The following is an 8,698-nucleotide window of genomic DNA, read 5'->3' as shown; positions in this document are numbered from 1 at the left end:
ACCCGCTGGACAAGCACCTCTATGCCCAGCGTCACCTCGTCGAATGCTGCTTCTCAAAGCTCAAGCAGTTCCGCCGCGTTGCAACCCGCTTCGAAAAGACCGCTCGAAATTATCGCGCCGTCGTCACTCTCGCAGCCATCGTCCTTTGGATGCGGTAAGTGTCCACACGACCTAGCGGGCCTCATCGTTGTCGTCCTGGCGAAAGCCAGGACCCATCACCAGCGCATTTGATTGTGAACGAGATCGTGGCCCCAGCGTCGCGCAACGATGCGCATTTGGGGCAATGGGTCCTGGCTTTCGCCAGGACGACGGCGAGTACGTGGCGCTACCCGTGGACCCACCTTCGCGTTCCCGCGACCTGATTAGTCCGAGCTTTTTGCATTCTCGTTCCGCCCTCTCTTGAACAGAGGGCACAGGGAAGCCAGGTGCCGATCAACGATCCCGGCGAGACGAGCGAAACTCCCTGGGACCGTCCAGCAGATCATGCTTGCGGGCAGACTGATCGATCCGGCTGGCCGAATGATCTGTCATGGCGTTGATCGCCGTGCCGGCGAGGTTCTGCGCCCGCTGCCGTCGCTTCTCATCCTGGGATCGAACATCCCGTTCTTCGGCTCGCCGACGACAGAGTTCGTCAGAGATGCGTTCCTGGAGACATCCATCGCCTCGATAAGGTCGCTGCTTCATCTTGCACGCTCCCTCCAACAGGATTGCGGTACGGAGGACTAACTCTCTCGGGGGCCGCTGGTTCGCGGTGCCAATTGACTTAGTGCCGGGAATTTCGGCGCCAGCAATCTGGGCTTCTTCGGCGGAGCCGCAATCAATCCGTCCCGTATCGCCTGCTTGCGGGCAAGCTTGCGGGCTCGCCGCGCGGCCTCGGCTTTCTCCCGAATCTTTCTTTCCGAAGGCTTTTCGAACGAGCGGCGGCGCTTCATCTCTCTGAAGACGCCTTCGCGCTGCATCTTCTTCTTTAGAACGCGCAGTGCCTGGTCGATATTGTTGTCCCTGACAAGAACCTGCAACGGATCACCTCTCGCGGTAGAAGACACGTCAAGCGCACAAATACGAACGCCCGCTCTATCGGTGACAGAGCGGGCCGCACTGCCATTCCAGTACATCCGTGAAACGGCAGCCGATCAACAAGGTGACGAAAGCTTCAGCCGCGGTGCTGATAGCACTGCGCCTTCCCTTTCATCCGACGATGTCTTTGGAAAAGGGTCCCCTGGGACCGATCTACAAGGCTCAAGGCCAGTCGATACAATACAAGTATACACTTATCTCAGCTATGCAAGGTGCAATTGCCAGTTCCGGGATTTATCTCTCGCGCTTCAAGCGTTCGAGATCGCAGCCGGAAGACGGTCGCGGGCGCGTGAGCGGTTCCTTGAATCGATATCATTGTTGAGTAGCAAATTCGGACCCGCTGACGCAGAGTGCGGCGCTGCCGGGTGAATTCAGCGCGCCGGCACTCGAGAGCCTGGGCAGCTCCCACCGCAAAGAGGGAGCCGCAATTGGCAACCCGCTATTATTTCGACATCCGCAACGGCGAGGAACTCTATGCCGACAGGCAGGGTATCGAGCTGCGCGACGAGGAGACTGCTGCCCACGAAGCGATGCAGTCATTGCTCAGCATGGCGAAGGACAACCCGCCGTTGGACAAACACAGTTTGTTGGCGTTCGAGGTCCGCACGGACCAAGGGCCGCTGTTTCAGGTCAGTCTCAATCGGGGCATAACGCGGCACTAGGGGCGTCGGCGCGCAACGGAACGTCAACGGCGAAGGCGCCACGCGAAGGCTGCGTCAAGCACGGGCCCGTCGTCATCCCGCACTTCGACTGCGATCTGATCGAGATTCTGACTAGTGACGGAATCGCGAACCATGTCAGCCAAAGCTCGCGCGGCCTCTTCCTGAACCGCCGCGAGGTCGGACATCTCCAGGCCCTCCTCGTCGATTGCCAAGCCATCGCCATCACGAAGATCGAAATAGTAGCGGGTCATCGCTGTGACTAAGAAACCCGACCATCGATCGTTCCTGCGGCGGCACAGGGCAGCGACCACGCCCTGCCGATGCGAAATGTCGTGACAGCCCACGGGGCGCCCCAAATGGCCGGTAAATGTTCCCGAGATGTCAACGCCCCTGTCCTATCGTGGCGGACTGCATGAAGCGATCGTCAAGATGGAGCCTGTGACGGCTCCCCTATCATCGTCGCCCCCGGGCGGGCAGAAAGTTGGATGAGATCCGGACACAAGGGGTTAACGGAGCCACGCAAAGCGTACGTGCCCGACCGAGACGCCTCAAGCATGCGTACGCGCGCGGCCTAGTGGTCGGACAGGCTGCCGACGATCGATGCGCGGCGGGACAGTTCGATCCAGTTGCCGTCCGGATCGAGGATCATGGAAATCCGCGCGACCTCGCCAAGCGTCACCGGCGCGAGGCCCTCGCGCACGCCCTTGGCGCGCAGTCCGTCATGCACGGCGTCGATATCGGTGACCTGCAGCGTGATGTAGCGCCAGCCGCGCGCGCCCCGCACCGGATCGACGGTCGCGGCACGATCTTCCCTGAGCAGGATCAGGCTCTCGCCGAGGCGAAACGCCGGGCCGCCCGACCAGGATTGCTCGGCGAAGCCGAGAATGTCGCCGTAGAATTTGCGATGCGCGGCGAGGTCGCGCACGGCCATGGAAACGGCGATCTGGGTGATGCCGTCATGTCCGGGTGCCACCAGGCAAACGCTGTTGCCGTCGGGATCGGCCATGCGCTGCGGCGCTCCAACGCCGTCGCGCGCAACGATCAGCTCGCGATAGCCGCTGCTCGGTGCCGCATCCGGCAGCGGCCCGACATGATGGTTGAGCTTGATGACCGAACCATGCGCGTCGTGCCGGTACTGCTTCTGTCCGCGCCGGATCGGTTGCACATGATCGAAGCGAAGCCCGGCGTCCTGCTGCCAGAACCGCAGCATCGGCTCCAGATTGTTGGTGGAAAGGCCGATGTCGATCACGTTCTTTGCGAGTTGCATGTCCGGTCTCCCCAGCCGCCGTGCGCGCTCGCTGGGCCGGCTCAGCCGGGAAAGCGATCGCCGAACATCGGCAGTCCGCTGCGCGATTGTTCGCGCGTCGCCTCGTCCTGGATGACGTCCCAGTGCTCGGCGAGCACGTCACCCTCCATGCGCATGCCGCCGGTAGGCCATGACCGCTGAACCGGCCGTGCAGAATGACGAAATCGCCGCTCGCCGCGCCGACATGGTTCTCATAGCGCAGCGTCGCGGGCAAGCCCTTGACGAGATCAAATAGCCCGTCCCGGCCCGGCGCGATATACGCTCTCTGCTTGATGTAGCGCTACGACCAGAGCCGTTCGGCCGCGGCGCCGGCCTGATCCCTTCAATCCAGTGAGGACCGAAATGCCCGCAGGCCTCGTTCAGACCTTTCGCGCCTTTGCTTACAACAACGCCTGGGCCAATCATCGCCTGCTCACGGCATGCGGCGGCCTCGGCCAGACGGAGTTCGCCGCCGCGCGGACCGGATTTTTCCCGAGCCTGCAGGCGACGCTGAACCATATCCATGTCATCGATCTGTTCTACGTCGACGCGCTCGAAGGTGGCTGGCTCGGGCCGAAGGCGTGGGCGAACGAGGTGCCCTATCCGGCGGTCGCGGCGCTGCAACCAGCGCAACGCGCGATCGACCAGCGCCTGATCGCTCACTGCGATGCGCTGACGCCTGAACGGCTCGATGAGGTGGTCAAGGTCAATCGCGACAGCTCGGTGCAGACCGAGCGGCGCGACCGCCTTCTGATGCATTTGTTTCAGCACCAGATCCATCATCGCGGCCAGGCCCACGCCATGCTCTCCGAAACCACCGTCAAGCCGCCGCAGCTCGACGAATTCTTCGCCGCCGGCGAGGCCCCGCTGCGGGCGGCCGAGTTCAAGGACCTTGGCTGGAGCGAAGCCACCGTGTGGGGCGGCTGAACGCCAGGTTTCCGCCACCGCTAGGTCCGCGCGATCGGGTTCCCGATCCGGAACAAGGTCTTGAATCCGGCCCCCTCCACGCTCACCTGTCGATGAAACGTGGGGAACTTTCGAATGCCTTTTGCCAATCATCGGGGCCAGCGCATCCATTATACCGTCGAAGGATCCGGACCGCTGATCGTGCTGCAGCACGGACTGCTGCTCGACGCCGCGAGCTGGAAGCAATGCGGCGTGGTCGACGCGCTTTCCGACCGCTTCCGCGTCGTCTGCGTCGATTCGCTCGGGCACGGCTTGAGCGACAAGCCGGCCGATCCCGCACTCTACGACCAGGCGCAGCGTGCCGGCGACATCGTCGCGGTAATCGACGATCTCGGCGGCGAGCGCGCGCATGTGGTGGGGCATTCGATGGGCGGCTGGGTCGCCGTCGGCGTCGCCAGATTTTTCCCGACGCGATTGGCGTCGCTGGCGATCGGCGGCTGGGATTTCCTTACCGGATTGCCGCGCGGCAACGCCGGCCCGCTGACCTATGGCGCCTTCATCACCTTCGCCCGCCGCACGGTGCCGCAGCTCGCCGAATGGGTGACGCCGGATCTCGAAGGCGGCGTGCGCGCCTGCTTCGATGCGCTCGGTCAGGTCGATGGCGCCAAGGACGCCGTGCTGTCCTCGCGGGTGCCGGTGCTACTCTGGAACGGCCAGGACGACGGCCCGCATGCACCGATGGAGCGCTTTGCCGCGGAGAACGGCCTCTATGCGATGTCGGTGCCCGGCGATCACCTCGGCGCGCTGCTCGAGCACGGCGCCGCGATCGGCCGCGGCATCCGCTCGTTCGTCGGACGTGCGTAGAGAGCCGAGACGAGGTCGACTGGCAGCTAGGCCGGCTCCGGCATCTGCGCGAGCAGCTTGTCCAGCGTGATCGGGTAGTCGCGCACGCGCACGCCGGTAGCGTTATAGACCGCATTGGCGACCGCGGCTGCGACGCCGCAGATGCCGAGCTCGGCAACGCCCTTGGCCTTCATCGGCGACGACATCGGATCGGTCTCGTCGAGGAAGACCATGTCCTGATGCGGAATGTCGGCATGCACCGGCACCTCATAGGTCGCGAGGTCGTGCGTAATGAAAAGGCCATGACGCTTGTCGACCACCAGATCCTCCATCAGCGCGGCGCCAACTCCCATCGTCATCGCGCCGATCACCTGGCTGCGCGCCGCCTTCGGATTGAGGATGCGGCCCGCCGCGCACACCGCGAGCATTCGCCGCACGCGGATCTCGGCGGTGTCGGCGTCGACGCCGACCTCGACGAAATGCGCGCCGAAGGTCGATTGCTGATAGGTCTTGGCGAGATCGCCATACTCGATGGCATCCTCCGCCACAAGATCGCCATCGCCGACCGCCTGCGCCAGCGGCACGCTGCGATTGCCGGAACGGACCAGGCCGTCGGCGAACACCGCCTCTTCGGAATTGAAGCCGAGCTTCTGCGCGATCGTCTCGCGCAGCTTGACGCAGGCCGCATAGACGCCGGCCGTGGAATTGTTGCCGCCCCATTGCCCGCCGGAGCCGCACGACACCGGAAAGTCGGAATCGCCGAGCCGCACGACAACCTTGTCCAGCGGCACGCCCATCATCTCCGCCGCAGTTTGCGCGATGATGGTGTAGGAGCCGGTCCCGATATCGGTCATGTCGGTCTCGACCGTCACCGTTCCCTGCTGGTCGAGACGGACGCGTGCCGCCGATTTGGTCACGAGGTTGTTGCGGAACGCCGCCGCAACGCCCATGCCGACCAGCCAGCGCCCGTCGCGGACCTGGCCGGGTCTCGGATTGCGCTTGCTCCAACCGAAGCGCGCCGCGCCTTCGTTCAGGCACTGCACCAATTGGCGCTGCGAGAAGTGCCGCTGCGGATGCTCCGGATCGACCTGCGTGTCGTTGGTGATCCGCAGCGCGACCGGATCGACACTGAGCTTTTCGGCAAGCTCGTCGATCGCGATCTCGAGCGCCATCATGCCGGAGGCTTCCCCGGGCGCACGCATCGCGTTGCCCTCGGGCAGATCGAGCGCCGCCAGCCGCGTCGCCGTCATCCGGTTGGCGCCGGCATAGAGCAGGCGGGTCTGGCTCACCGCCATCTCGGGCTCGCCGTCCTTGACGTTGCCGGACCAGCTCTCATGACCAATCGCGGTGATCCTGCCGTCACGCTCGGCACCGAGACGGATGCGCTGGATCGTCGCCGGACGGTGGGTGGTGTTGTTGAACATCAACGGCCGCTGCAGCGCCACCTTGACCGGACGGCCGGCCGCGCGCGCGCCGAGCACGGCAAGCAGCACGTCGGCGCGCAGGAACAGCTTGCCGCCGAAACCGCCGCCGATATAGGGCGACACCAGACGGATGTTCTCCCTGGGGATGCCAAGCGTCTTGGCCATATCCTCCGCGCCCCAGGCGATCATCTGGTTGGAGGTCCAGACCGTGAGCCTGTCGCCGTCCCAGGCCGCGACCGAGGCATGCGGCTCCATCATCGCGTGGCTCTGATCGGGCGTCGTGTAGGTGGCGTCGAGCTGCACCGGCGCCGCGGCAAAGGCGGCGGCAAAATCGCCGACGGCGGTATCGGCGGGGCCGCCGAACGACGGGTTCGGGGTGATGGCCTTGTCGCGCTCCGCAGCCAAAGCGAACCTTCCGTCGCCATTGACGTAATCGACGCGAACCAGCTGCGCTGCGGCACGCGCCTGCTCGAAGGTTCCGGCGACCACGACGGCGACGGCCTGGTGATAATGCGCGATCTCGGGCCCGCCGAGCAGCGGCGCGCCGTTGCGCTCGCCTTTGCCGAGCTTGCCGGCGTTGTCGGCAGTGACGATGGCGAGCACGCCGGGCGCAGCGTTTGCCGCCGCGAGGTCGATCGCGGCGATTCGTCCTTTGCCGATCGCCGAGCCGATAACGTAGCCATAGGCCTGGTTCGCCACGACGTCGTGCCGCTCATAGGCGTAGGGCGCAGTGCCGGTGGTCTTCAGCGGCCCTTCGATCCGGCTGGTCGGATGGCCGATTACCTTGAGCTGGTCGATCGGATTGAAGGTCGCGGGATGTTCGAAACGCATGATCTCAAGCCCTCGTTAAGCCCTCGCCTCGCGCAGCACCGCCGCCAAGGTTCGTTCGGCGAGCGGCAGCTTGTAGGCATTGTCCCTGGTCGGCTTCGCATCGGCGAATAGCCGTGCTGTGACCGCCTTTGCGCCATCAGGCAATTCCGTCTCCGCCGCCTCGACCCGCCACGGCTTGGGCGCGACGCCGCCGAGCGCGACGCGGCCGGTGCCGTCGCGCTGCACGATCGCGGCAACCGAGACCAGCGCGAACGCATAGGAGGCACGGTCGCGGACCTTGCGATAAGCCTGCGTGCCGCCGATCGGCTTTGGCAGCGTCACCGCCGTGATCAATTCGCCCGGCTGCAGGACGGTCTCGATGTCCGGGCTATCGCCGGGCAAACGATGCAGGTCGGCGATTGGAATGCTGCGCGTGGTGCCGTCGGGCCGCACGGTCTCGACCACAGCCTCGAGCGCGCGCATCGCCACCGCCATGTCGCTCGGATGGGTCGCGATGCAGGCTTCGCTGGCGCCGACCACCGCGTGCTGGCGGCTGAAGCCGCCGATCGCGGCGCAGCCGCTGCCGGGCTTGCGCTTGTTGCAGGGCAGATTGGTGTCGTAGAAATACGGACAGCGCGTCCGCTGCAGCAGATTGCCCGCCGTCGTCGCCTTGTTGCGCAACTGGCCGGAAGCGCCCGCGAGGAGCGCACGCGACAGCACGCCATAGTCGCGCCGCACGCGCCGGTCCGCCGCCAGATCGGTGTTGCGCACCAGGGCGCCGATCCGCAAACCGCCGTCAGCGGTTTGCTCGATGCGGTCGAGCGCAAGGCCGTTGACGTCGATCAGATGGGCCGGCGTCTCGATCTCGAGCTTCATCAGGTCGAGCAGATTGGTGCCGCCGGCGATGAACTTTGCGTTCGCGGTGCCGGCGGCGGCTGCAGCCGCAGCGCCCGGCGAGCTGGCACGCTCATAGCTGAATGATCTCATGCGCTCCTCCCGGCGACCTCGCTGATCGCCTCGGCGATGTTGGAATAGGCGCCGCAGCGACAGATGTTGCCGCTCATGCGCTCCCGGAGTTCGGCATTGGTCAACCGCACCGGCGCATTCAAGTCGGCCGTGACATGGCTCGGGATGCCGGCCTTGACTTCTGCCAGCACGGCGACCGCCGAGCAGATCTGGCCGGGCGTGCAGTAGCCGCATTGATAGCCGTCGTGCTCGACGAACGCCGCCTGCATTGGATGCAGTGCGTCCGGCGTGCCGAGGCCTTCGATCGTCGTGATCTCGTCGCCCTGATGCATCACGGCAAGCGTCAGGCATGAATTGATCCGCCGCCCATCGACGATCACCGTGCACGCACCGCATTGGCCGTGGTCGCAGCCCTTCTTGGTACCGGTCAGGTGCAGGTGCTCGCGCAGCGCGTCCAGCAGCGTGGTCCGGGTATCGAGCTCGAGCCGATGGGTTTCGCCGTTCACCTCAAACGATACTTTTGTCATTCCAGGCGCTCCGTTCGGGGCAGATTGGGCGGCCGCAGAGGGCGGCGTCGTGACCGACGACGCTGCCAGCGAGGCGGCTCCGACAATCAACAGATGGCGCCGGGATAGTTCCAAACGTCCTGATATCTGCATGCCGCTCTCCTCCAGTCGGCCGAACGTGGAACCACGACAACGACGTGTCGGCTCGGCCTGTCAGCT

11 protein-coding genes are annotated in these 8,698 nt (G+C 65.1%); 4 read left to right on the top strand and 7 right to left on the bottom strand.

The window, feature by feature from the left end; translation table 11 throughout:
• On the top strand, positions 1–158 hold a 158-nt coding region (locus AC066Y_RS27150), incomplete at its 5' end, for a transposase (RefSeq protein WP_478276541.1).
• A gap of 274 nt (positions 159–432) precedes the next feature.
• Here the strand turns inward: AC066Y_RS27150 and AC066Y_RS27145 are convergent.
• Both AC066Y_RS27145 and rpsU read right to left on the bottom strand, forming a co-directional pair.
• Complete coding sequence (locus AC066Y_RS27145) at positions 433–684, bottom strand: hypothetical protein (protein WP_478276531.1); 252 nt, start codon at positions 682–684, stop codon at positions 433–435.
• Between the two features lie 38 nt (positions 685–722).
• Positions 723–1,019, bottom strand: coding sequence for a 30S ribosomal protein S21 (rpsU, locus tag AC066Y_RS27140; RefSeq protein WP_092124744.1), 297 nt, complete (start codon positions 1,017–1,019; stop codon positions 723–725).
• 486 nt (positions 1,020–1,505) lie between these two features.
• On the opposite strand from rpsU, the gene AC066Y_RS27135 reads away from it, so the two are divergent.
• Positions 1,506–1,739, top strand: coding sequence for a DUF6894 family protein (locus tag AC066Y_RS27135; RefSeq protein ID WP_478276530.1), 234 nt, complete (start codon positions 1,506–1,508; stop codon positions 1,737–1,739).
• Positions 1,740–1,762: 23 nt separating this feature from the next.
• Here AC066Y_RS27135 and AC066Y_RS27130 read toward each other — a convergent pair whose 3' ends face one another.
• Both AC066Y_RS27130 and AC066Y_RS27125 read right to left on the bottom strand, forming a co-directional pair.
• Entirely contained in the window at positions 1,763–1,990 is a 228-nt protein-coding gene (locus AC066Y_RS27130; protein WP_478276529.1) for a DUF6894 family protein, read from the bottom strand.
• 320 nt (positions 1,991–2,310) lie between these two features.
• Positions 2,311–3,006 carry a VOC family protein gene (locus tag AC066Y_RS27125; protein ID WP_478276528.1) on the bottom strand — a complete coding sequence of 232 codons (696 nt, stop codon included), beginning with the start codon at positions 3,004–3,006 and terminating at the stop codon, positions 2,311–2,313.
• 381 nt (positions 3,007–3,387) lie between these two features.
• Here AC066Y_RS27125 and AC066Y_RS27120 point away from each other — a divergent pair, with 381 nt between their 5' ends.
• Both AC066Y_RS27120 and AC066Y_RS27115 read left to right on the top strand, forming a co-directional pair.
• Positions 3,388–3,951, top strand: coding sequence for a DinB family protein (locus tag AC066Y_RS27120; RefSeq protein WP_478276527.1), 564 nt, complete (start codon positions 3,388–3,390; stop codon positions 3,949–3,951).
• A 114-nt stretch (positions 3,952–4,065) separates the two neighbouring features.
• Positions 4,066–4,794: an alpha/beta fold hydrolase gene (locus AC066Y_RS27115; protein WP_478276526.1), complete on the top strand. Its 729-nt coding sequence runs from the start codon at positions 4,066–4,068 to the stop codon at positions 4,792–4,794.
• Between the two features lie 26 nt (positions 4,795–4,820).
• Here the strand turns inward: AC066Y_RS27115 and paoC are convergent, their stop codons facing one another.
• The 3 genes from paoC to paoA are packed head-to-tail and all read right to left on the bottom strand — an operon-like array spanning position 4,821 to position 8,632.
• Positions 4,821–7,028, bottom strand: a complete 2,208-nt coding sequence (gene paoC, locus AC066Y_RS27110) for an aldehyde oxidoreductase molybdenum-binding subunit PaoC (protein WP_478276525.1) — start codon at positions 7,026–7,028, stop codon at positions 4,821–4,823.
• Between the two features lie 15 nt (positions 7,029–7,043).
• Positions 7,044–7,994 (bottom strand): FAD binding domain-containing protein, encoded by a 951-nt coding sequence (locus AC066Y_RS27105; protein WP_478276524.1) that lies wholly within the window; start codon positions 7,992–7,994, stop codon positions 7,044–7,046.
• Positions 7,991–8,632, bottom strand: coding sequence for an aldehyde dehydrogenase iron-sulfur subunit PaoA (gene paoA, locus AC066Y_RS27100; RefSeq protein ID WP_478276523.1), 642 nt, complete (start codon positions 8,630–8,632; stop codon positions 7,991–7,993). The genes AC066Y_RS27105 and paoA overlap by 4 nt, the downstream gene beginning before the upstream one ends.
• Positions 8,633–8,698: the final 66 nt, after the last annotated feature.

Source organism: Bradyrhizobium sp. USDA3010 (assembly GCF_056429065.1).
The sequence above is the reverse complement of the archived record's forward strand: the minus strand, read 5'-3'. Positions and strand labels throughout refer to the sequence as shown.

Bases quoted from the DNA above. Each gene is read 5' to 3' on its own strand.
- AC066Y_RS27105 (WP_478276524.1), bottom strand. From the start codon at position 7,994: ATGAGATCATTCAGCTATGAGCGTGCCAGCTCGCCGGGCGCTGCGGCT.
- AC066Y_RS27130 (WP_478276529.1), bottom strand. From the start codon at position 1,990: ATGACCCGCTACTATTTCGATCTTCGTGATGGCGATGGCTTGGCAATC.
- AC066Y_RS27120 (WP_478276527.1), top strand. From the start codon at position 3,388: ATGCCCGCAGGCCTCGTTCAGACCTTTCGCGCCTTTGCTTACAACAAC.
- paoC (WP_478276525.1), bottom strand. From the start codon at position 7,028: ATGCGTTTCGAACATCCCGCGACCTTCAATCCGATCGACCAGCTCAAG.
- paoA (WP_478276523.1), bottom strand. From the start codon at position 8,632: ATGCAGATATCAGGACGTTTGGAACTATCCCGGCGCCATCTGTTGATT.
- AC066Y_RS27125 (WP_478276528.1), bottom strand. From the start codon at position 3,006: ATGCAACTCGCAAAGAACGTGATCGACATCGGCCTTTCCACCAACAAT.
- AC066Y_RS27145 (WP_478276531.1), bottom strand. From the start codon at position 684: ATGAAGCAGCGACCTTATCGAGGCGATGGATGTCTCCAGGAACGCATC.
- AC066Y_RS27115 (WP_478276526.1), top strand. From the start codon at position 4,066: ATGCCTTTTGCCAATCATCGGGGCCAGCGCATCCATTATACCGTCGAA.